The organism is Roseburia yibonii (assembly GCF_014297335.1).
In the GTDB taxonomy this organism is placed as follows: domain Bacteria; phylum Bacillota; class Clostridia; order Lachnospirales; family Lachnospiraceae; genus Roseburia_D; species Roseburia_D yibonii.
The window spans coordinates 20,516-46,290 of the sequence record NZ_JACOQH010000009.1 but is presented as its reverse complement, the minus strand read 5'-3'; the positions used below and the strand labels follow the sequence as shown (position 1 = coordinate 46,290).

The window sequence follows — 25,775 nt, the reverse complement described above, 5'->3', positions numbered from 1 at the left end:
TCCTTTCCTGAAATTTGCGCTATTTGGGACAGTCAGCACAAGCTGAGATAACAGCACAAATATATGGCGGTACCTGTTTGTCACAAATACCGCCACATGATTTCTACTGTCATCCTCTTTTTAGATTCAGACATTTTATTTTGATTTAAGATTTAAGCGTTTTCCTGTTTTCTTTCCCGGATCCGTTCCTATATCAGTTTCCATCTCTGATACGTTTTCTTCTGGCAGACACGCAGCTTTTCGCTCTATGCATGTTCAAACCAAATATCACTCCGGGCAGGCTATTCATTTTTCAAGGTACATGAAGGTGTTCTATGCAAACCCTTCATATAACGAAACGCTCAGAGCCTGTTTTACAGTGGTCTAATTCAATTTTTTTGAAATTTTTTTAAAATTCTTCGTTTTCCGCCTTTTTTTTCATCGTTTTTAATGCCCTGTTCAGGAGGTCATTTACACTCTGCTGTTTGATTCCCAGATAATCTGCGACATCCTGCTGACGCATTTCTTCGAAATAAACCAGATTGAGTACCATCTTTTGCCTCTCTGTCAATTCCTTGATCAGCGCATGCAGAATTTCTCTGTCGATAACATCGTCAACAAAATCTTTTGAAGATCCTCTCATAATCTCCGCATCATCTGTAACATCGCTGTTAGAAAATACACCATGATTGGTGCTGATTTTGCTCTGGCTGTATGCCATACGGTCTTCAGCCTCCATCAGCAGACGGATATACCAGTTTTCATTATCAAAGAACTCTTTATTAAATTCCTTGTTATCGCCAGTTACACTCACATATTCATAGTCATCACAACTATGAAGCGGAAATACGGTTGATTGATTTCCCGCTGTATAAAGCACATATCCGTGATCATAAACAGAGATCGTTGTATCTGCATTGATCATTTCTTTTACTACAACTTTGTGTTCTTTCAAGGATTTCACGCTTGGGATTCTTTTCTCCATATCAGCAACTTTCACGATTTTCTTCAGTTCTTTTAATGTCAACATAATGACCACCTTTCTGCCTTTCGGCTCCGGGTGGTTCTTTCCATCTTTTATGAAATTTCTGCACAGACATAAAGGACTGCAGCACAAGAGGTCACGAACTCACCCGTTTTTTTTGAACGGGAGTCCGCGACTCCTTGATAACGCATAATCTGCTTACATAATTAGTATGTTAGATTACTGCTCATTTTGGGATTTGCACTGAATGCACTCTGATTTATTCTCTGCTTGCTGTTTGCGAAACATGGAATAATCGCCCATAGCATCGTAAGGACAACGCCTTACAAATTCCTGGTATTCGATTTCGGTCATCTTTGCTTCCTCCTTTGTGTCATATTATCAAAATCTCTATTTACAATTTTTTTTGCAAAAAAGAATTCAACCTCTATATAACGAAACGCTGAGAGCCTGTTTTACAGTGGGGTACGACAAAAAAATTTAAAATTTTTTCGAAATACGTCAAAAAAGCCCGACAAAACAAATACTTCAACAATCTCCAAAACCAGAAAATACTTCTGATCTTGCAGTGTATCCGTAAATGTTTTGCCGGGCTCTTAGTGATTCCAGTCAGGTTCAGCTCCTTGACAAACTCTTGCTGTCTGGTGCGTTCTTGATGGTTCCTGCCAAATCCAACGCTTACTACAGACAGCTCATTCTATTCTGTTATGATCCCTGATTCATCATCTTTCGGGAATACGTCCGCATCCTGGACTTTAATTGTTCATCTCTGATGTGGATCGGACGAACCGACACCATATCATCCTTTACAAATATCTCCAATGTACTGCGACATTTTTTGCACTCCACTTCTGAATCGCTTTGTGCGCTCTTTTCAATAAATGCTCCGCATACAGAGCAGTGTACATGCCATTTAATAGCACCTGATCCCATATAGGCTTCCTCCTTTAAGCAATAAGATATTTCTCCATTTATTACTCAACGGACCAAAGGGAAATCAAATCCGCCTTATGAGCATCATGCCATCCATTCCGTAAGTGCCAAAGCTGCACGAACAGCACGATTTCTATTCTGATCAGATCTGCTTTGTCGATCTGTGCATCCTTTTTTATCCTTCCACCAGCTACCACACACTCTTTCCGGTATAAAAAATTCCGCTGTGATTAATTAACATGATATTTCAATAGTTTCAAATACATCACCAGTCAGATCACAGATGTCCTGGATCTGAATCTCGGTATCATCAATCCGTAAGTGGACTGATGGATCAAAAAATTCTACGGTTCCAGATAATGTATGGTACTGACCAATTAATGGATTCTTCCATGACTTTTGAAAATAAGTTGCCTGTATCTTCATTCCATATGCCAGGATCCTTAATTTCATATCCAACTCATTTTTCTTTTCCTCAGATAAATCTCTTTTTGGTTCATAAATGATTTCCTGTTGCCGGATTGTTTCATCCAGTCCACGAAGTGCCGCAAATGGAGCAAACTGTTTTGCCCTGCGTCCTACATCCATGGGATGTCTCCTGGAAACCGGTCTTGGTAAATATAAATACGGTTGATATGCACTTGCCAGCACTTTTTGCACCTCCTCTAAGCACGGTGACCACCTATTTGCTCATTGCGTTCTCTATAAGTAGAACACTCCAGCAGGTTGGATCCCCGCATGATCGCATTCTTTCCATAACGCTGCTTTACATTCAATACTGCTTCCTGTAAATGCCGTTCCTTATCGGTCTGTTTGGGATCATCAAACAGGCTGTACTGCACATAACTTTCAGGAGCAACCCTGTTCGCACACACCTCGATTCTTCGGATTCCGGTATATCTGTCTGCAATCCTGAGATATAAATCTTCCACTGCATCTATGATCTTTTTGGAACTGTTACTTTCTCTTTCGAGTTTTACGGTTCCTTTGGATGCCTCATGCTCATACCTGTGGTCATAGGCGATCCATAAGGTGAGAGAGCTTGTTACCAGTCCTTTTTCAAACAGATCCAGGACCAGATTATCTGTCATTTCCCTTACGATCACAAGTGCTTCGTCAAAAGAATAATTTCGCATCAGCACCTGACCATTTGAAAGGCTGTGTTCCTCCGAATGATAGTTCTTGATGTCACTCATCCGGCATGTTTCATATCCCCATGCATGATCGATCAACAGCTCTGCATCAATCCCAAACATCTTATACAGCCAGTCTTCGGATCTTAAAGAAGCCATTGCAATATCGCCCATTGTATGGATTCCATAACCGGCTAGTTTTTTTTCAGTCCGGGATCCAATCCTCCAGAAGTCACTTAATGGTTTATGATCCCATAGCTGCTCTCTGTAAGAGAATTCATCCAGGATTCCAATATGGTCATCCACATGCTTTGCTACGATATCCATTGCGATCTTAGCAAGATACAGATTGGTTCCCACACCAGCGGTTGCAGTGATACCTGTTTCCTCCATAACCTCCTGCATAAGCTTTACCGCCATTTCTTTTGCAGTGAGATGATAAAGCTGCAGATAGTTTGTCACATCAATAAAACACTCATCGACACTGTACACATGGATATCTTCTTTTGAGACGTACCGCAGATAGATTCCATAGATCTTTGCGGAATAATCCATATACAGCTGCATCCTTGGCATGGCTGTGATGTACTTCACACAATCCGGTATCTCATGGATCCGGCACCGGTTCTTGATGCCAAGAGACTTCATAGCCGGAGTGATTGCCAGGCAGATTGTTGACTTTGATCTGGTCGGATCTGCAACCACCAGGTTTGTTTTAAATGGATTCAGCCCACGTTCTACGCATTCTACAGAAGCATAAAAGGACTTCAGATCAATACAGATAATAGAAGTCTGATCCTGACTCACATTGCCACCTCCCATACGTCTTTCCTCTTTTTGTAACATGTATCCCATTTTGACTATCAATGATTGTCTATCCTTCCTGTTTTCATTGAATTACAGGAAATTCATTTCACATATCCATTGACAAAAGAGGAAATATTGTGTATCTTATAGGAAAGATGTTTCCCCTTATCTGTGATTCACATTATAGGAGAGATATTTCCCTTTGTCAAGATTAATTTTTATTTTTAAGGAAACACATTTCCCGTTTTGCCTTGAAGCGGCTAATGAAACTTATAAGACAAGGCTTAGAAAGAGGTATGTTTATGACATTCGGTGAAAAAGTAAGATCATTAAGAAAAGAAAAAAAGATGAGTCAGCAGGAACTGGCCAGTATGGTTGGTGTTTCATATAGGACTATTCGATCCTGGGAAGTAGAAGGACGTTTTCCAAAACAAAATGTTCTGTATCAGAAACTGGCAGATGCATTACAGTGTGACGTTTCTTATCTCATGAGTGAGAATGAAGCTTTTATCACAGAAGCATCCGAACAGTTTGGTAACCGTGGTGCCAGACAGGCTCAGCAGATTCTGGAACAGGCTGCAGCTATGTTTGCCGGTGGATCACTGACAGACGAAGATAAAATAGCTTTTATGGATGAGATCCAGAGCCTTTATCTGGATTCCAAAAGACGTGCAAAGAAATTTACACCGAAAAAATATCTGAAAAACCAAGAGGAAAAATAATAGAAGGCGGGATTATTGTACACCTAATCTGTTACCTTATAGTTACAAGGATATTTCTGCCCTTTTATTTTTTACTTTTGAGGTGATTTATTTGAGAAACACTTACATATATACAGAAACAAAGAAATTAATCAAGAAATATGGAACCCGAGATCCATTTGAGATCATGGATCAGATGAACATTGTTGTCGGGGAAACTTCCAGATATAAGACACTGAAAGGATATTGTTTTATGAGCTGCAAGACGATCTATGTCATGATCAGTAGTTTCCTTTCAGAAGAAGAAAAGATGATTGTTGCCGCTCATGAATTAGGACATATCATCCTGCATCGTTCCCAGCTGAAAATGGCTCCAATGCAAGATGATACACTCTATAATATGACGGATAATACAGAATACCAGGCCAATCTGTTTGCTGCCGATCTTCTGATTGATGATGAGGAGATCGAAGATATGGTTCAGAACGAAGACCTGGATTATTTCGGACTCTGCAGTTCTCTGAATGCAACTCCGGAACTCATGAGCTTTAAACTATACAGCCTGACAAAACGAGGCCAGGCTTATCATATGCCGATGGAGATTCAGAGTAATTTCCTGGCAAAATAATAAAGGATAAGCGCATTCTACAATAAGAAAACTATCGATTTATCTCACTGAGAGGGGGATTATTTATGTCAAAACATCATATAGAAAAGGTAACCTGCCCTTCCTGCCATCATGAGGGGGATTTTGAAGTCTGGGATAGCATTAATACTGTACTGGATCCTGAAATGAAAGAGAAGGTACTTAATCAGTCTATTTTCCTTTATACCTGCTCGAACTGTGGAGAAATCTTCCGTTTAAACTACCCTACACTCTATCACCAGATGGAAGATCTTATCATGATTTATCTGGTTCCTGAATCAGAAGTAGAGAAGACATATGAAATATTTTATGAAAATAATGCTTTGGCTGATTTTCGTACCGAAAAGTACTTAAACCGGATTGTGACATCAGCAAATCAGCTCGTTGAAAAAATCCAGATCTTTGATGCAGGTAAAGATGACAGGGTAATGGAACTTGTTAAATTACTTGCGACAGATTCTATTCTCAAAAATGATCCCGATATAGAATTTGATGAACTGCGCTTTGCTGTCGACGACGACGGAACAAATATTCTTGTAATCATTAATAAGGGTGAGATTACTGGTGCAGTTGACATTGACAATATGTATGAATTTGCTTCTTCACACTGCAATGATTTCAAGGATCTCCGCGATGATGATGAAATAGTTATCAATAGGGAGTGGATCCTTAACAAATTTGCCGAAGCAGAAAACGAATAGTATATTTGGTGGCTACACCCCCAAGCCCCTGTAGAATCAATAACGCCGGTACTGGATATCAAAAATCCCGCACCAGCGTTATTGATTGTAATTATCTTACTTTGATAAAATGATAGATTGTCAGCTCTGCAAATTGGAAGTTATCTATTCGCATAATCAATCAAAATCTTTTTGCAACTACTGCAACGATAAGCTTCACAATGAGGGATTCCGCCTGAACCTTTACTCAATTCCAGATCGTCCGATTTTTTAATGCGAAAAACTTTTGTCAGATTATCAACTGCAAAAGTAATGTCTCGTGAGCGTATCACCCGCAGACAAGCTGCCGAGCGCATGAGGAAAAGACGCACCCCTGTTACGCAGTAGGTGCGGAAAATCCCTTGATTTACAGGGCTTTCCGGGCGTGAAAATCGGATAGGCGATACTTTATACCTTTACCCCCGAAAATGGCGTTCTACTGCGTAACATTCACGAAAACAGCACCCATAAAAAGACAGGGCGCGGAAGTCATATACTGGCTTCCGCGCCCTGTTCTTTTTTTGCCTATCTGACATTTCCCTTTTCCATTTCTTCAAGCGGGAACTGCGGGAGGGCTTCTATCAGCTTCTTTGTGATAGACTGGCGCATATCTTCGTTGATTTCCTGTTTCGTGCTTCCGTCTGGCTGTCTGACCGCTACCGTCGATAGCCTGTCGATTTCGTCCTTGTAGCAATCCACGACTTTCTCCACCGCCCATTTCTCCCCGGCAACGGCGGCGCGTATGGTTTCATATTCCGGCATTTTCTGGTTTTCCATGCTCAACGCTCCTCTGCTTTTTGATAGCCCTATCATAGCACAGCGGCGGGGATTTTGCTATCCTTATCCGCGTTCTGTTTCCTTTTCCCGTTCCGGCTGTCTGTCTGCCTGTAAAATGCTGTCAATGTTCTGCTTGATAATATCATATTCCCGGACTTTCTTTTTCAATTTTCCATAGTCGGCGTAAAGGGCTTCTTTCTGCGCTTGGAGGGCTTCATACTCCGATTGCAGCGCGGCGAGGTTCGGGAGCTTCGCAATGCCCGCCGCTTTCAGTGACCTTACGGCGGCTTCATGGAGGATAATTGCCTGTTCCTGTCCGGCGCGGTACTTCTCCCTGTTCCTTGCCTTGCGGTATGCGTCATAGACAGGCTTTGTCTTTTGATAGGTGGAAACATTCTTGATAAGCACCGCCATTTCCGCAAGCCGCTTTTCGGCGTTCTTCAATGCGTCTGCCGCCTGTCCGCTTTCCGCTGCCATTTCCTCAATCCGGCTGACTAAATCCGCGTACTGCTCAATCTTATGTTCCGTCAAGAAATTCATTGTTTTAGCTGCCTGTTTCAGATTGTGGATTTTCGCCCACTGTTCATAGCCCTTACTCTGCGCTGCCTTGATACTGTTCTCAATGTCGATAAGCAGCGACACGCCGCGCTGCTCTCTGGGAGCTTTCGCCACCTTTGTCCGTCTGCCCGCTATCCGTTCCCTTACGGCTTCCTCTGTATAGTCTGCGCCGAGGGTTTTAAGGCGGGTGAAGCGTTCCTGTCCGGGGGCGCGGCATGATACATATTTCCCCGGCTTTATCTCATAGCCCGCCGCCTGTAACCGCGTTAGCAATTCCTCAAAACTGGAAACTTGGGGGATAAGCGCGTCAACAGTGGTTTTCAGCTTGCCTTTCCAACTTGTACCCGTCTTTTCTGCCTGGTACTCCGCATAGCTCTTTCCCTTGCTGCCCTTGCCGGGGACGACAACGGACAAGCCATTTTCCCGGCACAGCTTGTCGCTCATGTTCCGTATGCCGTAATAGCTCCTTTTGTTGGAATTGTATTTATGGTGGTCTACAAAGTTCACCGCGCAAAAAATGATATGGTTATGGACGTGTCCTTTGTCAATGTGCGTCGTGAGTACATACTCATGCTGCCCCTTTGTTACCGCGTCGGCAAGCTGCTTTCCGATTTCATGGGCTTTCTGATAATCGACTTCCCCCGGCTCAAAGGACTGTATCAGATGAAAGGCTAAATTGTTCCCCTTTTGGAGTGCTTGCGACAGGGTATATTCAAACTCAATATCTGCCGTTTCATAGGAGCAACCGAAAGAGGACACAAGCATTTTCCCGTCCGTCTTGTCCGGGTTTTCGATATAGTCAAGGGCTTTGCTTAGAGTGCTTTTAATAGGCTTAATCTTTGTAACCGCCATATCTCCGCAAGCACCCCCTTTATTTCCTCTATGTCCTCTTGGTATGCGTTCCCCGTCGCGTTTACGCGGCGTGCTATCTGGTTGACGTTGACACCGATTTTCTGTATCTCTGCGGTCATAGCCTTTATATCGGCGTGGTCTATCTGAATGATATACCCGTCAATGGCAATCTTCCGCAGATACGCCGCCATGTTCCGGGTGGGTACGAGCTTCATTTTTTCCAGTATTAAATCCCGTTCCGCTTCCGTCACTCTGAATTTGATTTGCACTGTCCTTTTGCGTCCGTCCATGTGTTCGCTCCTTTCCTTTCCGTTCCGAGGGTTTGGGACACTTCCCAACAAGCAATTTTCAACCGACGCGCCGCAGCGCGGGAGGGCGAAAATACGGAAGTGGTACCCGCTTCCTATGCTTGCTACGAATGTTTTTATCCTTTAGGCTCTTATCACCTACTACGGAGAAAAAGCGATTTTGCCAAACTTACGCAAAAGAAAAACGCTGCAACCTCAAAAAAGATTACAACGCTTTCTAAATCCTGTTCAGTTTTAAGTCGGACATTCCTATTCGCCCTCTTTTTCGACTTCGGAAATCTCCTTTGCCGTTGCGGTTACAATCCGTATGCCTGTATCGCTCATACCGTCAAGAAGCGCGTCAAGCTGCCGCCGCTGCGTGTTCTTCTCCGGCGGCGTTTCTAAAAGGAATTGGTCTACGGATATATGGTAACGCTGTATCAGCTCAAAGAATATCTGTAAACTTGGGTGCTGCCCCTTGTTCTCAATGTTCGCAAGGTAGCGCGGCGAGATAAACATTTCGTCGCCTACTTTCTTGCGGCTCTCCTTGCATCCCTCACGCGCTGCCTTTATCGCTGCCCCAAAAGCCTTAAAGTCGTATCGTGGTACTGGTCTTTTTGCCATAGTTATTCACCCTATTACATTTTACTGTTCCCCTTTCTTCTTGGATATGTCTACGTAGTTCTATCAGTTAGCCAAAATAATTCATATATATATATGTTGACAACAAGCTGCTTTTGTATATAATATTATATAAAAGGGGGGGAATGTTTATGTTACATAGCATGCGTATTCGATAAGCATTGAAATCAAAAAAGATTTTTCCCATTTTCAATATGGGCTTTTTTGTCATGCTTATTTTGCGTATGCTATACAACAAAACTAACGACGTATAGACATAGTATAAAAACTATGCCTTAATTTTGTTGTAGTATTATATGTATAAATGCAGGTCAATGCTCATGTTGAGAATTGACCTGCATTTTTTTGCGCAAAAGGAGAAATATTATGCTTGAAAAATATTGGATAAAATGTCCAATTTGTAACGGAAAGACGAGGGTTCAAGTATTTTATAATACGGTATTAAGAAATTTTCCTCTTTTCTGCCCTAAATGTAAATTAACGCATATCGTTGATGTTGAAAAACTAGAAATCATAATCAAAAACTCTGAAAAACAAACTTTTTAATTTTGAAAAGGAAGGATATTTAAATGAAACACTTACCTAAAAGTACACCTACGGAAATATTGAATGACCCATACGGATTTACTTACAAAGAAATGTCGGAAGTAATTGGAGAGGATAAAGCAAGAGCCTTATATACGGAATTGTATAAACAGCCATTTCACAAAGAAAATCTATCAATATCAACAAAAAAAGTCTATAAAAGTAGCGATACTGAAAAGTATGTTTATGAATTGAAAGATAACAGGTATATTGAAACGGTTTTTATTAAACGGCGAGATGGTGGGACTGTTTGCGTAAGTACGCAAGTTGGTTGTTCTGTTGGCTGTATTTTTTGTGAGTCCGGACGCAATGGTTTTGTTCGTAATCTAACACCGTCTGAAATTGTGCAGCAGGTTGTATTGATACGTCAAAAAGTAAATCGTATCGTTTTTATGGGAATGGGAGAACCTTTATTCAATTACGACAACTTGATTGCAGCAATCCATATTCTTCGAGATAGAAATGGACTTAACTTTCCAACCGACGGCATTACCGTATCAACAGTTGGTCCAGTTAATCAATTAAAAAAATTGCGCGAAGAACATCTAAAAATTCAGTTGACAATATCTTTACATGCAGCAACACAGGCTGCGAGAAACTGTATCATTCCTCATATGCACATGTACGCTATTGAAGATGTTGTTAAGCAAGCATTGTCCTATTCTCAAAGGCATAATCGAAAAGTGGTATTTGCGTATTTGCTTTTACCAGGTATAAATGACCGTTCCTCAGATATAAGGCAACTTGCAAAATGGTTTAAGGGCAAAAATGTTATGATTAACGTGCTGCAATACAACCCGACGAGTAATTCAAAAATTAGAGCACCACAAAAACAAGAAATGGTTGCGTTCAAACATCAATTAGAGCAAACAGGACTTGAAGTTACCATGAGAGTTTCTCATGGTAGAGAGATTAAAGCAGCTTGTGGACAGTTAGCTAATACATATAATAAAGCCAAAAAACAACAGAAATAATTTAATTAAAAGAGCCAGACGCACAGACGCAGAGCCGATAATATGCAGTTTGAAATACTGCTGTTATCGGCTCTTTTTTGATTTTAATTTGTGCCCCTAATAACCATATTGGAGCAAAATCAGAACTGTTGCTTGTCGTTCTTTGATTTCCGCAGCAGCTTTGAAAAATCAAAGCCGCCGTTTCTTTTTGAATGGGGATAAACAGCTTGTCCATATAGGTCTGGTCGGATTCCCTGCAACGGCAGAACTCCGTGTAGGATAATTCCACATAGCCGCCACTTTCTCTGATATATACCTTTCTTGGTGCATATTTCACCATAAATACCTCCCATCTGAATTTTTGAAATGTAAAAAATCCAGATGGAGAGGCGGAGAACGACACCGCATATCAGAAACAGCCCTACGGCACTTTCCAACAAAAATCGACAAAAGAAAAACCGCAAAGGCTCTGTGACCTTTACGGTTATAGGAAATAGTAATTCTATTGTATGGAGATTGTACTTCTACTTTCAAGGTGAGAAGTACCGTTGCACTGGCAGAAATTTTTTTAACTGGTTTCCTGCCGTTCTCTGATATGCTATGTATTGATAAATTTTGCTTCGTATGAGCAGATAGATAACTGCCCGAAAAAAGGACATAAAAAAATCCCTCCAAATTTAAAAACAAATTCAGAGGGTAATTTAGGGTATAACAAAATAACCCACCCGAATATCGTTTTTTTTATTTGGTGAGTTTGTTCTTTCAAATACGAAACAAATGCTCATGTACGGTAAAGTATCACAAGAAAATTATGTCGAATTGACAGCCGCCTCCGCTATACCGAATAAGGAAATAAAGAGTCCTCAAATTTTGCGCTACTAAATGAAGACGAGCGGAAGTAATCTCCCGCTCGTCAGTAAACTTAACTATGCCATATCAATCCCGCTTCTTTCCCGCCACCGGCACTAAGAACAGCGCGGGCAACAGCAGGAAAGCGGTACAGACCAGCCCCCAGGGTATGGACACCTGCTGGGCTACCAGCCCCACAATAGGCCCGCCGATGATCTGCCCGAAAGAGTCCAGCTGTCCGCTGGTGGAAAAGACTGTGGCGCGCATTTTCTCATCCACATGGTCGTTCATCCAGGCGGCCAGCACAGGCTCCTTGATGGTGCGCATAAGCCCCGCCAGCAGGAACACCAACAACATGAACCAAAAGCTCCGCCCCACCGCGAAGAGAACCAGGCACAGGATATACCCGGCGCTGGTGGACATGACCACACTGGTTCGGCTGACAGTCCCTTTTTTCTCCATGCGGGCGATGAGCAACTGAGAAGCCAGAATACCTAAGACGCTGCCGATAAGACTGATAACACCGAACCAAGTGACGCTGTTCAGCGGCCCGATAACGGGTATTACCGTGTCATCCAGAAAATGAGCGGTGGAGAGCCGGTCAAAGCCTTCACTGGCAAGTCCCCCGCATAGTGTGATTGCTAAGAGCGCCAGCAACACAGGTGCGCCTTTCACAAAGCCCAGGTTGAGCTTGAACAGGCAGACAAAGTCTTTAAGCAAGCCCTGCCGTTCCTCAATAGCAGGGGAGAAGTTGGTTTCTGGCATGATGCGACCCAACACCAGCCCCAACAACAAGCACAAACTGCCCCCCAAGATGAGAGGCATTTGCAGGTTTATGTTTCCCAGCAGTGTGCCCAGCACCACGCCCAGAACGCCGCCGATTTGCCCCATTTGACTGCCCCGCAGGAACACCTTGTCTATGGGTTTGTCCTCTTCCTCCGAGGCAATCCACGCCTCCAGAGCGCCGGTGATGAAGGTATCACCGCAACCCCAGACAACCTGGGCCAGCAGAACCGGCGCGAACCACGGTAGCGCACCCTCCATCAGAAAGCCCAGGCCGTAGAGGAACATTCCAATCAGCACCGAGCGCCGACGGCTATACAAATCCGCCACCACACCGGTGGGTATCTCGAACAGAAAGCAGGAGGTCTCCAGAACCGTCCCTACCAGGACAAGCTGGAAAGCATCCAGCTGCACCACCTCCAGGTGGTACACGATGGAAAGCACTGTGGACATAGAAACCGCCAGGGAACAGACAAATCGGAACAGCAGGTAGACAGAATATGCCTTTGAATTTTTAGCAAACATGAAGTTACATTCTCCTTTCAAATCTCATTTTATATGACTTTTGCAAGCTGTTAAGCTAACTTGTGGAACATATGCCGAACCTTATCTATACGGCTATTCGGGCGGCGGGGTTGGCAAATAAATTTACCAATAGCTGGCTGGTATCCTTTTAACTCTGTCAAGCAGACTCCCTGCCCATTTGTGAAATAAGTTAAATCGTTCCTGTATTCTTGAATACATCTAGCAGGGATTTCTCCTTTCAGAATGACCTCGTCATTCTTTATCTGAGTACTTACAATATCTGCACAATACCTTGGAGCATCATGATACGCCCGTGAGAGATATTCCTGCGGTGCATAAATTTCAAAGTGGAGATATGGCTCTAATAGTTCTGTCCCTGCTTTTTTTAAAGCCTGCTCCAATACGATAGGGGAAAGCAGCCGAAAGTCTGCGGGGGTACTTACAGGACTATAATACAATCCATATTCAAAACAGATTTTACAGTCTGTCACTTTCCATCCATACAGCCCCTGCTCGCAGCCATAAAGAACCCCCTCCATAACCGCATTTTGGAACGATTGATTTAAATATCCAAGTGAAACTCTGCTTTCATACTGCACTCCGCTTCCAATAGGGAGCGGCTCTATGGACAACCCGACAGAAGCCCAGAAAGGATTTGGCGGGACTTCTATGTGGATGGTATATTCTGCTTTTCTAAGCGGTCTTTCCATATATATAACAGTAGGCTCTTTTATTTCTGCCTCCACATGATATTTTTCCTCAAGGATGGCACAAATGACTTCCATCTGCACATTCCCCAAAAAAGAAAGTATAATCTCATGCGTTGTAGTATCCACATAATATTTTAAAAGAGGGTCGCCATCTGAAATTTCTGTAAGTGCCCCAAGCAATATTTCCCGCTGTTCAGGTTTCTTTACTGCAATCGTTGTTTGGAGCATAGGGAGAGGATTTTCAATAAATTTTCTCTGCGGCAACAGCATTTCGTTCCCCAAAATACTGTTTAGCTGCAAAACATCATTTGGTAAAATTACAATATCACCAGAGCAGGCTGTATCGGATGGATATAATTCACCGTTTGTCGGAACACACATCTCTGTGATTTTTATTTTCTCTTTTTCAGATATTCTAATAACATCCCTCAAATGCAATGTTCCGCTATATATACGCACATAAACAAAACGCCGCCTTTTCTCTGAATATTCAATCTTAAAAACCTGCCCGCATAATTCAGATTGACCTTCAGGCGTTGATGAATAAAATTTACTGGCAATCACTTCTATAAGCTGCCGAATCCCCAGATTGTTTTTAGCGCTTCCGTGATAAACGGGAAATAACGTTCCGTTTTGGAATCTCCTGTTTTCTTCCTGTTCCAGTTCTGACATTTTAAACGGTTTCCCTGACATATATTTCTCTAATAGTTCATCGTTTCCCATAATTACCGCATCCCACTGTTCCATATCGTCATTGTCCGTTACATTTATATGGGGATGCTGCCCAACCTTTTGCTTCACTATAATTTCCGAAGAAAGCTTTGCTTTCATTTCCCGATATACCATTGGCAAATCAATCCCCTCTTGGTCAATTTTATTGATGAAAAAGATTGTCGGAATCTTCATTGTCTGTAGTGCATGAAACAGTATACGGGTCTGTGCCTGTATGCCATCCTTTGCAGAAACTAATAATACTGCTCCGTCTAAAACGGATAAAGAACGGTATACTTCCGCCAAAAAATCCATATGGCCTGGCGTATCTATAATGTTGACTTTTACATCCTCCCACTGAAAAGATGTCACTGCTGTCTGGATAGTGATTCCCCTTTGACGCTCCAAATTCATTGTATCTGTCCTTGTTGTGCCTTCATCTACGCTCCCTAGTTCTGCAATTGCACCACTGGTATATAATAAACTTTCCGTTAATGTTGTCTTTCCTGCGTCAACGTGAGCCAGAATGCCTAAGTTAATTATTTTCATGTGATTTTCCTCCTATCAACACCCAAAAAAGGGCATAAAAATACCCAGTGATAAATACTCCTATCACTGGGTAAATAACTCCAATAGCCCCAAAACACTTATATGTTTTCGGGCATATAAAATTACATGATAAAAGTATTCTTAAACTGGGTACAAAAAACTAAGCCCCATATTAAAAGTGAAACGGGACTGCTACTTTTTGTTCCCACTATCAAATTGACAGTTTATTTAAGAATACCTTGCCGCATATTTATTAACTCCTTGTATAATACTGAATCTAATTATATTCCTTAACCCTTTATTTGTCAAGCTGACAAACTAAAGCAGAAAAAGCGGCAGGATTTCCCCCTGCCACTAATCATCTGTTTATGCAAAAATAATTTCCTTTTCCACAATCTCCCTCGCACAAGCCCTTATGTTATTGAGGCATCCTGTCCATTCTAAGGCGTTTTCTGCCTTTAGCTGTTCCGTTATGCCCTGTGCCTGTTTCATACCCTCTATGAGCCTTTCAAAGCGTTCCTGTGCCTGTCTGTTGATGTCGGCAAGGTAGGCGTTTAGCCTGCCGCTTGTAAGAAGATTGGTGTATGTAACTTTACGGTACTGTTTTAGATAATCTAAATGCCGTTGCCCCCAGATGCCTATTGCCTGTTCTTCTTCGGCGGGTACAGTTAAGCACGGTATCAAATAATCCCCTTGCCTTTCGTATTTGCCGCCCAGTTCCTCAAATAATGATTTTGCCATTGTCTGTTACCTCCACATTCTTTTTTATTTTGAATGTCCGCAAAATCCGTCCTACATCCATCGGTTTGGCAGAAAGTTTCAACTTGAAATCACAATAATCACCATCATCAAAGCAGGTATGCTCTCTGTACAGTGGGGCACCCAGAATACCGAACATGACATAATCCAGATTACAGATGTAAGGCATGTATTCTTCATATCCGTATTTTTTTGCAAAATCCGCTAGCGGACAAACGAGGTTGTGATAACTGAAATCATACCCCTTTTCTGGTGGAATCTGTGTCTGTGTCTCGAAACTTCCGGGATTCTGCGCAGCGTTTAATGCATTCTTCCTATCCTTTTTTAGGAACATTTTTGTAAGAAATCGGGGATTAGTAAAGATTTTACCCATGATGCTCCGTAAAAAAGACGGAATCTTTGTAAACTGACGCTCATAAATCAGAATCATCAGGTGACCGCTCTGCGCTGTCGTAACACCATATTTTTTTAATACTTCACCCATGCTCACAAACATGTAAGCTCCGATAAGGTTCTTTGTTCCGCTGGCAGCATCTCCGCCAATGTAAGGGAATCTTTCTAACATCTCCGCCTGATAGTTTGTCCAAATTTCTTGAATGAGGGTATCATAAGACTGCCCAGTAAGCGACTCTAGTTCATAGCTGATATAATTCATGTAAGAATTTAAAGTTTTATGCCATTTTTTTAGATTTTTTTGGTAATATCCATGCATACATTTTCTCCTATATTATCGCAATTGGCCTGTTTCCTTTATAAAAATTCCGATTTGCACTTCAAATCGCTTCCTTCATTCTATCACAACTTCTATTAATCCGCCATCAGTCTTTCGAACCAGGTATTCATAACAATGATGAACTGGCCTGCTCCTGGCAATTCTTGCAGCATTTCGTCAAGAGTTTTCTGTTTCACGTATTTCTGCACATACACCCAACAGGCAACGCTACTGGCTTCTGATACAATGTCAGCTATGGTTTTGCGCATAAGCTCTTCAAATTCAGCAATTTCTTCTTTTGGGACAACATCATACAGTGTTGGTGCCTGATGACTTAATTTTACGCCATTTTCATTTGCATCTTTAAGCAGGTTCTTAACTTTTTCTCTTGAATCCTCCGGTACTTTCATGTACTCCCACATAAATGCTACCACATCGGACGGTATGTCTTTTTTAAGTGGTGGTAACTGAATATAATCATTGTTTTCGCTCATTTTCATATCCTCCTCACGATATAATAAAATCAATAATACGTTCTCTTGTCATGTCCAGTACAGTGTCCACGAATACTCCTGCAAACAGGATCAGATACAGAATTACACTCAGCGAAAATAGAAATGCAACCTGTACCCAGTCATGATAACAGTATGCAGTCGCTATAATCAACAAAGTGAATATAAACCCAAGGATTCCTCTGACAACCGCATAAGTCTGTACTGTCATCTTCACTGCCAGGCCGATCACAAAAAGGATCAGCCATACCGGCAGTAATAATATCTTCCCAGCAAGTTTTAAAATAAACATGTACACCCCCTATCTTACCAGTCCTGGCATATCATGGTTCACCTCTGCCTGATAATACCCGTTCATCGTTGACGGTGCATTAAACAGGGCTGCTAATAAATATTTCTTGATGTTCTTCACCTTTGTGGTATTACCACTCATACAGTGTAAGACATACTCGATATGTGAATAGGTCAGCATCAGAAATTTTTTCTTCACCAGTGATGCCGGATACCAGTTGCTGGCAATCAAGATCTTGTCGTTTTTACACATCACAGTCTCTACGATCAGGTTCACGATTTCATCTACCTGTCGCATATCGTCATGATGGGTTATTTCCAGTGATTCATAATCAATGGTCTCCTTGACAAGGTTTTCATAAGCCTGATAATTCTCAGAGTGATTATCGCTATCAAATCTTTTCTCATCCACAGATATGATAGGATTAGATTTATTATCATTCATTTCAGTATCACTAAGATTAGTATTATTAGGGTTTGAAATGTAAACTTCTTGAAGTTTGTTTTCGGGACTTCTAGAAGTTTGATTTTGGGACTTCATGAAGTTTGAATTGTAAACTTCTGTAGATTCCTCATTTTCCACAGAAGTTTGTTTTTTAAACTTCTTTAATTCCTCTCCAAATTTTTTCTCATCTGTTTTCTCAGGCATAAAGGTTTTCACGTAGATAACGTTCACCTTTCCAAATCCCTGTCTGCGTTTCTCAATCAGACCAATTCCTGTTTCGTCATCCAGTTCTCTCATGGATTTAATGGCTTTATTTCTGCCACAGTTCAGTAATTCCATGATATCTTCGATGGAAAAGTAGATATATGCTCTGTTTTTGTCGTCAAACCACTGATTCTTGATGGAAAGAGACATTCGATCCAACATCAGTCCATATAAAATTTTAGCATCGCTCGATAAATCTTTAAAATACCTGTCTGTAAATAATGCTTTTGGTATACGGTAGAAGCTGAACTGATCAGCTTCGGTACCGTAAAAATAATTAAATGTCATTTTTTTCTCCATAATTTCCTCCTTTCATTTTCTGCTAAGAAGTCCTCTTTTTAAACTTCTTTGACTTTGTTTTCTTAGCTTTTTCTATCTTTAACAGGACTGTTCCTGCATCCATTTTTCTAATAATGATTCAATCACCTGTTCCATATCTTTGGCTGTGTAATCATCCGGAAAGTACTTTGTCAGTTTCTTTTCCGAGAATGTGAGAGACCGGGATACTTTCTTTGCCATCACACAGTTATTGAAAATTGATAACATCTGAATCTGATTGATTGGCCCATCATTCAGTTGATTTCTGAGTGCTGCAATCTGTTTTGGCTTGATAAATCCAGTGTCGCTAATATATTCGTAAATCCATTCCTGTACTTCCTTATCGATATAGGAGATATTAACAGCAACCGTGAACTGAAGCTTTTTGTTATCTACCAGATCAAGAAGTTCCGGAATTAATTCTGTCAGTCGGATATAACGCTGAACACTTCGTGCACTTTCTCCAACCTGTTCTCCTAATAACTGATCTGTTCTCGACTTCGTGCCACTTTGGCACAAAGTTAAATCTGTCCGACTCCCCTGTCTTTTCATTGCATCAAGTTTCATCTTATAAGCAAAGGCTTTCTCACTGGGCAACAGTTCCTCTCGCTGAATGTTAGCGTCCACCATAGCCACAATGGCATCATCATCTGATAATTCTCTTACGATTGCCGGGATAGTTGTAAGTCCTGCAAGCTGTGCTGCATGCATTCTTCTGTGACCGGATACCATTTCATATTCTTCATTTTCATCCATGCGAAGCAATACCGGTGTCAGTACTCCATTGATCCTTACACTTTCAACCAGATCCTGCATCTTTTCATCATCCAGCACCTTGAACGGATGATTTTTAAACGGATGGATCTTACTAATCTCTATCTCCATTGCAGATTCTTCATTTACCACACCCAGCAGTTCATCAATGCTTGCCAGTTTAATCTTTTCGCCACTTCTATTTTTCATTTTTCAAAACCTCCTGTGTTAAGTTCTTATATGCCTCTGCAACTTTTCCTTTCGGGCAGTGCATATAGATACTTTTTCCCTCTGCACTGGTCTCAGCAGCTTTTACAGACATCGGGATCACATTTTCAAATACTTCAATCTGGCTTCCGTAGGTTGTATGTACTCTCGATGCAATGTCCCTTGCGTAATTGGTTCTGAAATCTACCATAGTCAGGAGAATGCCCTCAATCGCCAGTTTTCGGTTCAGTCTTTTCTTTACTGTAAGAATGGTTTTGATCAGCTGCTGAAGTCCTTTAACAGGCAAATATGCGGCCTGCACAGGTATCAGAACAGAATCAGAAGAGACCAGTGCATTGATCGTCATCATACCAAGGCTCGGCATACAGTCGATCAGGATATAATCGTATCGGGATCTTATCGCATCGATATATTCCTTCATGATCATTTCCCTGCTCATAACATTTCCCATCGTTACTTCCAGGGCAGAAAGCTCAATATTTGCCGGAAGAAGATCTACATTTTCCTGGTGATGTAAGATTCCATCTTCCAGAGAGATTTCTTCTTCATTGATGACGTCCATCATAATAGTTGCCAGTGTGATGCGAAGAGCATCCGGTTCCTCATATCCAAGACTTGCGGTTAAACTTCCCTGTGGATCCGCGTCGATCAGCAACACTTTCTTACCTTCTCTTGCCAGTCCAATGCCTACATTTACGGTTGTGGTGGTCTTTCCAACGCCACCTTTCTGGTTTACTACGGATATAACTTTACACATGATTTCTTCCTCCTTTAACTTTCCCATGATTCTTTTTTCCATAATTTCAACAATGCCAGTATTTCCCGCTTCATCATTGCCGGTGTATAAGAATTTGGAAAATACTTGTGTAACTGCTCGTTTGTGAATGCCACTCTTGTGATCTCACCCTTTTTCACTTCACACATGATTTCTTCCATCTTTTCCAGTGACAACTGTTTTTCTTTACTCAGTTGCCGGATCCTCTGTGCCTGTGAGAGTGATGGGATCGCCTGTGCATACTCCATTGCTACAAGCAATTCCTTTTGCTCTTTTTCACTTAATGCTGCTATCTCTACAGCCGGACAAAAAGAAATAATCTCATCATCCAGTTTCTGCAGCATTTCCGGTATCAGTTTTGTCAGTGAGATATAACGCTGCACTTGTTTTGGACTATCACCACAATCCTCGCTGATGATCTCTATTGCCCGCTTTCTTGGTGTTTTGTGGTCAACTTGGCTCTTTTTTCGACCACTTTTTCTTTTCAATACGTCATTCTTCAGTTTGTAAGCAAAAGCTTTTTCACTGTAGCTGATCCGTTCTCTGTGAAGATTGGAATCTACCATGCTCAAGATGGAATCATCTTCACTTAATACCCGGATGATTACCGGTACTTTACGGTATCCCAGTTTCTCCGCAGCATGTTTTCTTCTGTGACCGGATATGATCTCATAGTATCCATCCGGTACTGGTCTGACGATTAACGGATTTAAAATTCCATACTTCTCAATGCTTTCCTGCAAAAGAAACATTTCCTTATCATCTTTTACCTGAAACGGGTGCTCTTTGAACGGACGAAGACGCTCAATCTCAATTTCTATGATTCTTTCTTCGTTTTCTCCTGATTGTCTGTTTGGTTCAGTCATCTTGACTCCTTTCCTCCAGGATTCAGGAAATAAAAAATGCCTGCCTGGAACTTTTATAGATAGTAAAGTTCCAAACAGACATTGCTGTTTGACTATTAGCTGTAGCTAATAGAATTGAATACTGCTTCAGCTAATTCATGTTTGCAGGTTTGGGAGAGATTGTTTCTTTTCCCGCCTTTTCTCTGATTTACATCCCCGAATAAGGGGTGACAACAGAGCGGAACCCAAATGTTAGCTGGACTTCCTAAAACCCATGTTTGCAAACCGGTAATTTTGATTAGCTGTCAGCTAACAAAAATCGGATTGCGTTAGCTGGAAATTGATTATTTTGAATGGAAAATCATGTCACGAACGTGATTAGAAAATAACAAAAGCGTTCGCTGTCAGCTAATCCAGCTAACATTTTCGAACGCTTTGAAGCCCGTCGCCAAGAGGATTTGAACCTCCGACCCCTCGCTTAGGAGGCGAGTGCTCTATCCAGCTGAGCTATGACGACACATGCCGCAAACCCTTGATTTTACTGGGTTTCTGGGATTTTTCCCTTCGGCCATATATAAGATTATCAACTCTTCTTCGAGTTGTCAATCTACAGATTTTTTCGATTTGGTAACATTAAAACGTTCCCCCATTTGGGGAATGCTTTGTTGTCACCATTAGCATTTTTCAGAATAGATTCGAACTGAAAGTTGTTTTTCATTTTTTCCCTTTGGGGAATGCCTCGGCTTTCTCTTAGGAGGGGGACGCTCTATCCAACTGAGCTATTGGCGCGTATATCAAATGAAATTGTAAATAGTGAGGATTGAACAACCGCTTAGGAGGCGCTTGTTATATCCATTTAACTATGAGAACAAACTTTGCAGACATCTTTTATTATATCAATCTGTCCCTGCAAAGTCAATTTCAAAATCTCTTCCTTTAAAATTCCTCAAAATTGATATGCCCCTGCATCCAGATATTTCCCTTAAATCTTCTGCCCGGTGCCGGTTCTCCCATCAGATCCTTTTTATTGATGCAAAGGTCAAAGATCAGATCATTACAGTTTATCGTAAGGACATAAATATCTTCCTCTGTCCTGCTGTTTTTGATCAGACTCGTGGTCAGAATTTCTCCGAGGATTGCGTACTGATCGCTCTCAATTCCATACGGCATAAAGTATGTATCCACAATACTAAGGATATCTTCATTCACAATCCTCCGTGAGATCATGGAATAGGTGTCGATATCTTCCAGTGTCAGATTCTCGATCGCATCCTCATCCCCTTCTCTTGCCGCGGCGATCAGATGATTTCTGTTCTGACTGTTCTTCTTGGTATCCGCGATCTGCTTCTCACTCTTTTTGATTGGAAGTAAGATCTTTCCCTCCAAAGATAATGCGGAGAGTGTCGCCGTCAGGGAATTGAAATTTTTTCTTCCATGACTCTTTTCGTTGAGGAAATCCGCTGCGTTCTGTAAATAAAAGATCAACGTAACCCCAAGCTTCATATCATCACAGATTCCGGCATAAGATTCCTTTTCTGAATGTTTTTCCACTTCCACTCCTGCTGTCGTTGCACCTTCGGTTCCGCAGAAATACGGATAATAATAATCGAGTTCAAATTCCCCGTCGTCTCCGTATTCCCCACAGGCTGTTATTCCGATGCAGCCGCCAAACTCACGCGAAAATTCCGTAAACTCATTTCCATTGGAATCCTTTGCGACCTGCAGTCTGGTCGGTTTTTCAATCACTTCATTGAGCAGATCGTCGATTTCTTTATTCTTCTTTAAATTTCCAAATCCGATCGCTCTCAAAAAACTATGCATATACTGTTACTCCTCAGAATTTGATTTCATTGCCATATCAAGCGCTTCCTGCTCTTCATCCGCCAGTACAATAATTGAATTTCCGTCTACGATTTCTTTGATATAAGTATAGCATCCCTCTCTGCTGTGCATTGCATTGATAATAAAACCGTCGTTTGTTTCATTGAGCAGAGCCAGGGAAAAACTCAGTTTTCCACCCATCTCGTGAAATGCATCATACTTTACAAGTCCTACTTTCTGGAAAGCAAATTTCATGTTTGCGAAAAGTCTCTCGATATTCTTCGCGTTCTCATCGTTCGCCGCAAGCAGGGTATCTACCTGATCCAGTCTTTTGATCAAAGTGTCTTCCAGTGTCTTTGCGTCTTTGCCATCCATAAAAATACGGTAATTCTTCTTTAATTTTTTCATCTGTACTACATTTACGATCATAACAATGATCAAAATGAGCACCAGCAACATCAATACAGCAATCGCAATTACCGCATAATCCAAAGTAATTCCAAGATAATCTGCTATGTTCATCTAATTTTCCTCTTTCTTCTGTTTCGTCAGTCTGCTACTTAATGTATTTTCTGCATCATTTCAAAAATCCGGTTGAATTCATCCATCGAATAATACTCGATCTCGATCTTGCCTTTCTTATCATCCTTTGCCCGAATATTGACCTTTGTTCCAAGAATCAGTTTCATCTTCTCTTCGACATCATGGTATGCCAGCGCTACCTGTTCATCCAGCTCCTCTTTTTTCTTCTCCGGGAGATTCTTTTCTTTCTGAATCTTCTTAACCAGTTTTTCAGTCTCACGGACACTGAGTTTTTCATCAAAGATCTGCTGTGCAACCACATACTGCTTTTCCTGATCCTCGATTCCAAGCAACGCGCGGGCATGCCCCGTCGTCAGCATATCATCGATCACCATCTGCTGTACTTTCTCATTCAATTTGAGCAGACGCATGGAATTCGTTACAGCCGTTCTGCTTTTTGACACACGTTCCGCAACCTCATCCTGCTTCAAATTGAATTCATTCAACAGGCGTTTATATGCAAGTGCTTCTTCGATTGGATTCAAATTTTCTCTCTGGATATTTTCAATCAGAGAAATCTCCACCATTTCCTGCTCTGTAAGTTTCTTTATGATAACCGGTACTTCCTTGAGTCCCGCGATTTTTGCGGCACGCCATCTTCTCTCACCGGCAATGATTTCGTAATAATCTTTTCTGTCCTGTACCAGCAGAGGCTGTAATACTCCAAACTGTTTGATAGACTCCGCCAGTTCCAACAGTGCATCCTCATCAAAATTCTTTCTCGGCTGTTCTCTGTTCGGCTCTACCTTAGAGATCTTCACCTTTACTTCCGCCGGTTTTTCTTCACTTTTCTTATTTTCTGCTAAAGGAGCTGTTCCCACTTTATTTGCGATCAGTGAATCTAATCCTTTACCAAGTGCATGTTTATTTGCCGCCATTTTAAATATCCTTTCTTCCTATCACTTCCTGTGCCAGTAAACGATAGCTCTCTGCTCCCGCAGATTTGCTGTCATACAGATTGATCGGCAAACCATGACTCGGGGCCTCCGCCAGTCTGATGTTTCTCGGAATAATGGTTTTATAGATTGTTGTATTCAAATTATTCTTTACATTTTCTACAACCTGCAGGGAAAGATTCGTTCTTGCATCATACATGGTAAAGACTACCCCTTCCATGCGAAGATGTGGATTTAATCTCTGCTGTACCAGGTCAATCGTATGGATCAGCTGACTGAGTCCTTCCAGCGCGTAGTACTCACACTGTATCGGAACCAGAATCGTATCCGCAGTTGTCATCGCATTTACTGTCAGCATATTTAAGGATGGCGGGCAGTCGATAATAATGAAATCATAATCATCCTTGATATAGTCCACTGCATTTCTTAATATGTATTCTTTGTCATTGATCCCAAGTAATTCAATCTCTGCTCCGGCAAGATTTACATTGGACGGTATCAGATACAGACTTTCAATTTCTGTTTTCGTCAGACTTTCCTTTATCGTACACTCCCCAAGCATCAATTCATATACGGTATTTTCTAATTCGTTTTTATCCACCCCTAATCCACTCGTTGTATTTCCCTGTGGATCCAGATCTATTGCCAATACTTTTTTCTTTGCTTCCGCCAGGCAGGCTGACAGATTGATTGCCGTCGTAGTTTTTCCTACTCCGCCTTTCTGATTTGCAATCGCTATTACTCTACCCATACAAAATCCTTTCTCATCCAGTACTCTCCGATTACCTATAAAAAATGTACTTTTTTATTATAACACTCTGCATATTTTTTTGCCACACAAATATAAGTGTTTCACGTGAAACATTTTGGATTATTGCAATTACAACGCGGGACACAAAAGAGGGGATGGACGTGATGTGTTCCTCATCCCGCTCTGACAAACGGTCGCCAAATGGACGCTCGTGCAAATGCGGCTTCCATTTTCCTCGTCATCATTAAAATAAAGTGTGCGCTTACCGCACACTTTCGCGCGCGAGCGGTATGTTCAACATAAACTTCATCTCCGCGAGCTGCGCATCCCCGCGGAGCGTTTTTGAATCATAGGAAGGAATTTCCTATGATTCAAAAAAATATCACGATATATTATACCGTGATATTACTGTCATATTACTATACTACTGTCTTCCATATAATGTTTCACGTGAAACATTTCAATTTTATCTTTCATTATGATTCGCTCGTATAAATAAAGTGGTTTCGAATTGCAAAGACTGCCGCCTGTGTCCGATCCATAACTTCTAACTTTTTAAATATACTGGACAAATGATTTTTGACCGTGCGCTCACTTAGGGACAACCGTTCCGCAATATCCTTGTTGCTCATTCCATCCGAAAGCAGTTTAAGAAGTTCTCCCTCCCGATCCGTCAGTGAATCCAGCTTTTTCTTCGCCAGCTTTTTCTTTTTCATGGTCTGCTGTAAAAGAGGAACCAGATTCGGTTGGATATAGGACTTACCATCCACAATCGTAAAAATTGCTTTTTTCAATTCCGCTGTTCCACACTCTTTCAACAGATAACCATCCACTCCCAGATTGATCGCATGGATCAGATAATCCATCTCATTAGATGCGGTAAGTATCAATATTGGTATTACATTTCCACTTTTTTTCAAAACATCCACTACCTGAAATCCATTCATTCCGGGCATAGCAATATCCAACAGCAAAACATCCGGCTCACTTTCCTGTCTTGCATTCTGCAAAACCTCAATACACTCTGCTCCATCCGATGCTTCCGCAACAACACGGATTTTTTCATCCAGTTCCAGGATCTGTTTCAATCCTTCCCGAAACATTACATGGTCATCCGCGATCACAATTTTCACAGCCAA

General features: G+C 41.5%; 30 protein-coding genes, 1 tRNA gene and 1 pseudogene. 5 read left to right on the top strand and 27 right to left on the bottom strand.

Annotated features, from left to right (window positions below):
• Positions 1 to 388: 388 nt before the first annotated feature.
• The 5 genes from H8Z76_RS11520 to H8Z76_RS11505 form a co-directional block, all read right to left on the bottom strand.
• The gene (locus H8Z76_RS11520) at positions 389 to 1,009 is read right to left on the bottom strand and encodes a sigma-70 family RNA polymerase sigma factor (RefSeq protein ID WP_117639991.1); all 621 of its coding nucleotides are present in this window, start codon (positions 1,007 to 1,009) and stop codon (positions 389 to 391) included.
• 174 nt (positions 1,010 to 1,183) lie between these two features.
• On the bottom strand, positions 1,184 to 1,318 hold the full coding sequence (locus H8Z76_RS13795) for a hypothetical protein (protein WP_264294275.1): 135 nt from the start codon (positions 1,316 to 1,318) through the stop codon (positions 1,184 to 1,186).
• A 351-nt stretch (positions 1,319 to 1,669) separates the two neighbouring features.
• A complete protein-coding gene (locus tag H8Z76_RS11515) occupies positions 1,670 to 1,897 on the bottom strand; it encodes a hypothetical protein (RefSeq protein WP_005334838.1) in 228 nt (75 codons plus the stop codon).
• Positions 1,898 to 2,131: 234 nt separating this feature from the next.
• On the bottom strand, positions 2,132 to 2,548 hold the full coding sequence (locus H8Z76_RS11510) for a hypothetical protein (protein ID WP_226820972.1): 417 nt from the start codon (positions 2,546 to 2,548) through the stop codon (positions 2,132 to 2,134).
• A gap of 14 nt (positions 2,549 to 2,562) precedes the next feature.
• Positions 2,563 to 3,852 carry a Y-family DNA polymerase gene (locus H8Z76_RS11505; RefSeq protein WP_330408389.1) on the bottom strand — a complete coding sequence of 430 codons (1,290 nt, stop codon included), beginning with the start codon at positions 3,850 to 3,852 and terminating at the stop codon, positions 2,563 to 2,565.
• 248 nt (positions 3,853 to 4,100) lie between these two features.
• Between H8Z76_RS11505 and H8Z76_RS11500 the strand changes: the two genes are divergently transcribed.
• The 3 genes from H8Z76_RS11500 (at position 4,101) to H8Z76_RS11490 (ending at position 5,885) form a co-directional block, all read left to right on the top strand.
• Positions 4,101 to 4,559 (top strand): helix-turn-helix domain-containing protein, encoded by a 459-nt coding sequence (locus H8Z76_RS11500; protein ID WP_005423558.1) that lies wholly within the window; start codon positions 4,101 to 4,103, stop codon positions 4,557 to 4,559.
• A 91-nt stretch (positions 4,560 to 4,650) separates the two neighbouring features.
• Positions 4,651 to 5,166 carry an ImmA/IrrE family metallo-endopeptidase gene (locus H8Z76_RS11495; protein ID WP_225876977.1) on the top strand — a complete coding sequence of 172 codons (516 nt, stop codon included), beginning with the start codon at positions 4,651 to 4,653 and terminating at the stop codon, positions 5,164 to 5,166.
• Between the two features lie 65 nt (positions 5,167 to 5,231).
• Positions 5,232 to 5,885, top strand: coding sequence for a CpXC domain-containing protein (locus tag H8Z76_RS11490; protein WP_186982553.1), 654 nt, complete (start codon positions 5,232 to 5,234; stop codon positions 5,883 to 5,885).
• A 140-nt stretch (positions 5,886 to 6,025) separates the two neighbouring features.
• On the opposite strand, the gene H8Z76_RS14020 is transcribed toward H8Z76_RS11490, so the two are convergent.
• The 5 genes from H8Z76_RS14020 to H8Z76_RS11465 all read right to left on the bottom strand — a co-directional run bounded on the left by H8Z76_RS14020 (position 6,026) and on the right by H8Z76_RS11465 (position 9,001).
• The gene (locus H8Z76_RS14020) at positions 6,026 to 6,220 is read right to left on the bottom strand and encodes a PF20097 family protein (RefSeq protein WP_408639494.1); all 195 of its coding nucleotides are present in this window, start codon (positions 6,218 to 6,220) and stop codon (positions 6,026 to 6,028) included.
• A gap of 208 nt (positions 6,221 to 6,428) precedes the next feature.
• Complete coding sequence (locus H8Z76_RS11480; RefSeq protein ID WP_002569183.1) at positions 6,429 to 6,680, bottom strand: helix-turn-helix domain-containing protein; 252 nt, start codon at positions 6,678 to 6,680, stop codon at positions 6,429 to 6,431.
• 63 nt (positions 6,681 to 6,743) lie between these two features.
• Positions 6,744 to 8,090 (bottom strand): relaxase/mobilization nuclease domain-containing protein, encoded by a 1,347-nt coding sequence (locus H8Z76_RS11475; protein WP_002569184.1) that lies wholly within the window; start codon positions 8,088 to 8,090, stop codon positions 6,744 to 6,746.
• Positions 8,051 to 8,380: a plasmid mobilization protein gene (locus H8Z76_RS11470; RefSeq protein ID WP_002569185.1), complete on the bottom strand. Its 330-nt coding sequence runs from the start codon at positions 8,378 to 8,380 to the stop codon at positions 8,051 to 8,053. The genes H8Z76_RS11475 and H8Z76_RS11470 overlap by 40 nt, the downstream gene beginning before the upstream one ends.
• A gap of 267 nt (positions 8,381 to 8,647) precedes the next feature.
• Entirely contained in the window at positions 8,648 to 9,001 is a 354-nt protein-coding gene (locus H8Z76_RS11465; RefSeq protein WP_002569186.1) for a helix-turn-helix transcriptional regulator, read from the bottom strand.
• 384 nt (positions 9,002 to 9,385) lie between these two features.
• On the opposite strand from H8Z76_RS11465, the gene H8Z76_RS11460 reads away from it, so the two are divergent.
• Together H8Z76_RS11460 and rlmN are read left to right on the top strand one after the other, a co-directional pair.
• On the top strand, positions 9,386 to 9,565 hold the full coding sequence (locus tag H8Z76_RS11460) for a cysteine-rich KTR domain-containing protein (protein ID WP_002588768.1): 180 nt from the start codon (positions 9,386 to 9,388) through the stop codon (positions 9,563 to 9,565).
• 23 nt (positions 9,566 to 9,588) lie between these two features.
• Positions 9,589 to 10,578, top strand: a complete 990-nt coding sequence (gene rlmN / locus H8Z76_RS11455) for a 23S rRNA (adenine(2503)-C(2))-methyltransferase RlmN (protein WP_002569187.1) — start codon at positions 9,589 to 9,591, stop codon at positions 10,576 to 10,578.
• Between the two features lies 1 nt (position 10,579).
• Here the strand turns inward: rlmN and H8Z76_RS14040 are convergent, their stop codons facing one another.
• From H8Z76_RS14040 to H8Z76_RS11365, 17 genes and pseudogenes are all read right to left on the bottom strand, one after another.
• On the bottom strand, positions 10,580 to 10,897 hold the full coding sequence (locus H8Z76_RS14040; RefSeq protein ID WP_456300147.1) for a hypothetical protein: 318 nt from the start codon (positions 10,895 to 10,897) through the stop codon (positions 10,580 to 10,582).
• Between the two features lie 596 nt (positions 10,898 to 11,493).
• Positions 11,494 to 12,714: a tetracycline efflux MFS transporter Tet(40) gene (gene tet(40) / locus H8Z76_RS11445; RefSeq protein ID WP_186982552.1), complete on the bottom strand. Its 1,221-nt coding sequence runs from the start codon at positions 12,712 to 12,714 to the stop codon at positions 11,494 to 11,496.
• Between the two features lie 50 nt (positions 12,715 to 12,764).
• The gene (gene tet(O), locus H8Z76_RS11440; RefSeq protein ID WP_117477955.1) at positions 12,765 to 14,684 is read right to left on the bottom strand and encodes a tetracycline resistance ribosomal protection protein Tet(O); all 1,920 of its coding nucleotides are present in this window, start codon (positions 14,682 to 14,684) and stop codon (positions 12,765 to 12,767) included.
• Positions 14,685 to 15,050: 366 nt separating this feature from the next.
• Complete coding sequence (locus tag H8Z76_RS11435; RefSeq protein ID WP_001129922.1) at positions 15,051 to 15,425, bottom strand: TnpV protein; 375 nt, start codon at positions 15,423 to 15,425, stop codon at positions 15,051 to 15,053.
• 94 nt (positions 15,426 to 15,519) lie between these two features.
• Positions 15,520 to 15,777: pseudogene (locus H8Z76_RS14015) on the bottom strand (L-2-amino-thiazoline-4-carboxylic acid hydrolase); the annotation flags it as partial.
• Between the two features lie 473 nt (positions 15,778 to 16,250).
• Positions 16,251 to 16,655, bottom strand: coding sequence for a hypothetical protein (locus H8Z76_RS11420; protein WP_186982551.1), 405 nt, complete (start codon positions 16,653 to 16,655; stop codon positions 16,251 to 16,253).
• Positions 16,656 to 16,662: 7 nt separating this feature from the next.
• Positions 16,663 to 16,959 (bottom strand): hypothetical protein, encoded by a 297-nt coding sequence (locus H8Z76_RS11415; protein WP_005334864.1) that lies wholly within the window; start codon positions 16,957 to 16,959, stop codon positions 16,663 to 16,665.
• Positions 16,960 to 16,968: 9 nt separating this feature from the next.
• Entirely contained in the window at positions 16,969 to 17,967 is a 999-nt protein-coding gene (locus H8Z76_RS11410) for a DUF6017 domain-containing protein (RefSeq protein WP_186982550.1), read from the bottom strand.
• Positions 17,968 to 18,045: 78 nt separating this feature from the next.
• A complete protein-coding gene (locus tag H8Z76_RS11405; protein WP_186982549.1) occupies positions 18,046 to 18,948 on the bottom strand; it encodes a ParB/RepB/Spo0J family partition protein in 903 nt (300 codons plus the stop codon).
• Positions 18,938 to 19,723: a ParA family protein gene (locus H8Z76_RS11400; protein ID WP_186982548.1), complete on the bottom strand. Its 786-nt coding sequence runs from the start codon at positions 19,721 to 19,723 to the stop codon at positions 18,938 to 18,940. The genes H8Z76_RS11405 and H8Z76_RS11400 overlap by 11 nt, the downstream gene beginning before the upstream one ends.
• 14 nt (positions 19,724 to 19,737) lie before the next feature.
• Complete coding sequence (locus H8Z76_RS11395) at positions 19,738 to 20,703, bottom strand: ParB/RepB/Spo0J family partition protein (protein ID WP_117754071.1); 966 nt, start codon at positions 20,701 to 20,703, stop codon at positions 19,738 to 19,740.
• A gap of 326 nt (positions 20,704 to 21,029) precedes the next feature.
• Positions 21,030 to 21,103, bottom strand: a tRNA-Arg gene (locus H8Z76_RS11390).
• A gap of 419 nt (positions 21,104 to 21,522) precedes the next feature.
• On the bottom strand, positions 21,523 to 22,407 hold the full coding sequence (locus H8Z76_RS11385; RefSeq protein ID WP_022514268.1) for a DUF3881 family protein: 885 nt from the start codon (positions 22,405 to 22,407) through the stop codon (positions 21,523 to 21,525).
• Positions 22,408 to 22,413: 6 nt separating this feature from the next.
• Positions 22,414 to 22,929 carry a DUF4446 family protein gene (locus H8Z76_RS11380; RefSeq protein WP_147619348.1) on the bottom strand — a complete coding sequence of 172 codons (516 nt, stop codon included), beginning with the start codon at positions 22,927 to 22,929 and terminating at the stop codon, positions 22,414 to 22,416.
• A 38-nt stretch (positions 22,930 to 22,967) separates the two neighbouring features.
• Positions 22,968 to 23,867 carry a ParB/RepB/Spo0J family partition protein gene (locus tag H8Z76_RS11375; protein ID WP_147619347.1) on the bottom strand — a complete coding sequence of 300 codons (900 nt, stop codon included), beginning with the start codon at positions 23,865 to 23,867 and terminating at the stop codon, positions 22,968 to 22,970.
• A 1-nt stretch (position 23,868) separates the two neighbouring features.
• The gene (locus H8Z76_RS11370) at positions 23,869 to 24,636 is read right to left on the bottom strand and encodes a ParA family protein (protein ID WP_147619346.1); all 768 of its coding nucleotides are present in this window, start codon (positions 24,634 to 24,636) and stop codon (positions 23,869 to 23,871) included.
• A gap of 476 nt (positions 24,637 to 25,112) precedes the next feature.
• Positions 25,113 to 25,769, bottom strand: coding sequence for a response regulator transcription factor (locus tag H8Z76_RS11365; RefSeq protein ID WP_330595065.1), 657 nt, complete (start codon positions 25,767 to 25,769; stop codon positions 25,113 to 25,115).
• Positions 25,770 to 25,775 lie beyond the last annotated feature (6 nt).